1 protein-coding gene is annotated in these 2326 nt (G+C 74.2%); it reads right to left on the minus strand.

Annotated features, from left to right (window positions below; translation table 11 throughout):
* The coding region (locus tag IJH84_RS18620) for an ADP-ribosylglycohydrolase family protein (RefSeq protein WP_295146764.1) at window positions 1–2326 on the minus strand (2326 nt) is incomplete at both ends.

Genomic DNA, 2326 nt, shown 5'->3' on the forward strand with positions numbered 1-2326 from the left:
GCAAGCGTCTGCCCGTCGCCCAGCGCGGCGACCATCGCGGCCGCCGCCGCGGCGGGCAGGTAACCGTCCGGGTGGCCGTGCGTGAGAACGCCGATCGAGATGCCGAGCTCCGCGGCCGCGGCCGGGGTGTCGGCGTGCAGGCCGACGAGCGCCGCGCGGGCCGCGGCCCCCGCGCCGGTGGCCTGGTTCGGTGCAGCGGCCGGAGTCGGCAGACCGGCCTGGCCGTCCCAAGTGCCCAGCGCCGTCAGCGTCGCCTCGTCCGGGACGCGCTGGGTGCGCAGCCGCGCGTCGGCGGCCAGCGGATCGGGGCGGACCACCGGCTCGGTGGCGCCCTGCGCCACGACCCACTGCTGCAGGGCGCCGCGCACCGACTCGGCCTCCGAAGCCGAACCGTGGAGTCTGCTGTGGACGGTCGCGCGCAGGAGGCCGTTCAGCACGAACACCGACTGCTGGCCGATCGCGCTCGCGTTGCCGATCGCGCCGAGGTGCTCGGTCAGCTCCCGAACCCCGTCCGGTTGCTTGCGCAGGATCATCCGCTGCGCGGTGTAGGCCCACGGGGCGCCGAGCGCGTCACCCGCGGCGCAGCCGAGCGCGCAGCCCGCGAGCCGGTCGAGCCGGTTGAGCGGTTGCGGAGTTTCCTCGGGGAGTTCGCCGTCCTCGTCGCCGGAGGCGACCAGTTGCGCGGCGCGTTCGGCGCCGAACGCCTCTTGCAGCAGCTTGTGCAGGCCCTCGGAGAGGTCGTTGGGGGTGTCGTCCTCGCCGTCGCGGAACTTGCGCCAGGCGGCCAGGAGGCGGAGTTCCTCGTGGGAGAGACCGTCGCCGTCATCGGAGGACGACTCCTGCGACGTCTCCGCGGCCGGAGCCTCGGCCGCTGAAGTCTCGGCCGCTGAAGTCTCGGCCGCTGAAGTCTGGGCGCCTGGGACCCGGGCGGCTGCCGGGCTCCGGGCCGGTTCGGGGTCCTGGGCTGCCGGTTGCTGTTGAACAGGTTCGGACTCTGCGGGATCCGCGGTCGTTGCAGGTTGCCCGTTCGCTGCCGGTTGTTCGGTCGCAGCGAATTGCCGGGTTGTTGCGAAGTCCTGAGCCGCTGCGGGCTCCTGAGCCGCTGCGGACCCCCGGGCTGCCTGCGATGTGGCCGCGGGCTCGTGCGCGAGCGCCGATGCAGTCGTCACCGGAGGCTGCTGCGCGGCCGCGGATTCTTGGGCGATCGGTTCGGCGGTCGGCGGCTCGGTCGCGGTTCGCTCGGATCGCGCCTGCGTCCGCGCTTCCGTGGCCTGCTGATCAGCTGCCGGCTGTGCGGGCGCGGACTCGGCCGGTTGTTCGGCTGCCGAGATTTCCGCGGCGGCTTGGGCCGCGGAATGCTGCTCAGCCGCGTCATGCCGCTCGGCGTCGGGTTGTCCGGCCTGGTCTTGCCGGTCGGAATCCCGTTCCTCGGCCATCGAGCCCTGGCCGGTCCCGAAGTGCGGGCCAGACACCGCGCCCTGGCCGATTCCCGGTGTCGATCCGGGACCTTGGTCGGAGCCGGGCCTCCGGCCAGAAGCGGCGTCCGGACCGGAACCGGGCCGCTGAGCGGTGTCCTGCTCGCCGGAGCTGTCGTCGGTTCCGTTTCCGGCGGCGAGCTGGGTGGCGGCGAGCTGGGCGGCCGTTCCTCCGGAAGCGGCACCGGTAGCGGTCTCGTCGCGCTTCGCATCTCCTGCCGGAGAATCGGCCGCGGTCTGCGCGGCAGCGGACGTGGAAACCGAGGCGGCAGCCGCGGAACCGGTCGACGGAGCCGCCGACTCGGAGCCCGTTGCCGGGTCCGTTTCCGAGTTCGAGGATGTTGCTGCATCCGCCGATTCACCGGCATCCGCCGATGGACCGGTATCCGCCGATCGTCCGGTACCGGTTGCCGAGTCGGCAGCGGATGCCGACCCGGCGGTGGGTGCCGAGTCGGCAGCGGATGCCGAACCGGCGACGGACGCGGCATCGGCCGCAGGGCTCGCACCGGCCGCGGGACCCGAACCGGCGTCCGGCGCGGCACCGGCACCCGACTCCGCACCGGAAGCCGACTCACCGGACTCCTCCGCAGCGGCCACCCGCGCCGAAACCGGGCTCGCGATCGGCGCGGCCGGGCCCGCCGGGTAGCGGCTCAGCCACTCCGGAACGGCCGGCGGGTTCGCGCCGAACTCCTCGACCGCGTCCCGCGCCAGCTGCTCGACTACATCGCCCAGCTCGACCTTCCGCCGCCAGCTCTGCGGCACCGCTTCCGCCGAGTGCGCCGCGCCCATGATCGAGCCGCACACGGCGGCCGTCGCGGCGCTGTCGCCGGAGTGGTTCGCCGCCAGCACCA

The sequence above is a fragment of the Saccharopolyspora sp. genome, from assembly GCF_017434145.1.
Classification (GTDB): Bacteria; Actinomycetota; Actinomycetes; order Mycobacteriales; family Pseudonocardiaceae; genus Saccharopolyspora_C; species Saccharopolyspora_C galaxeae.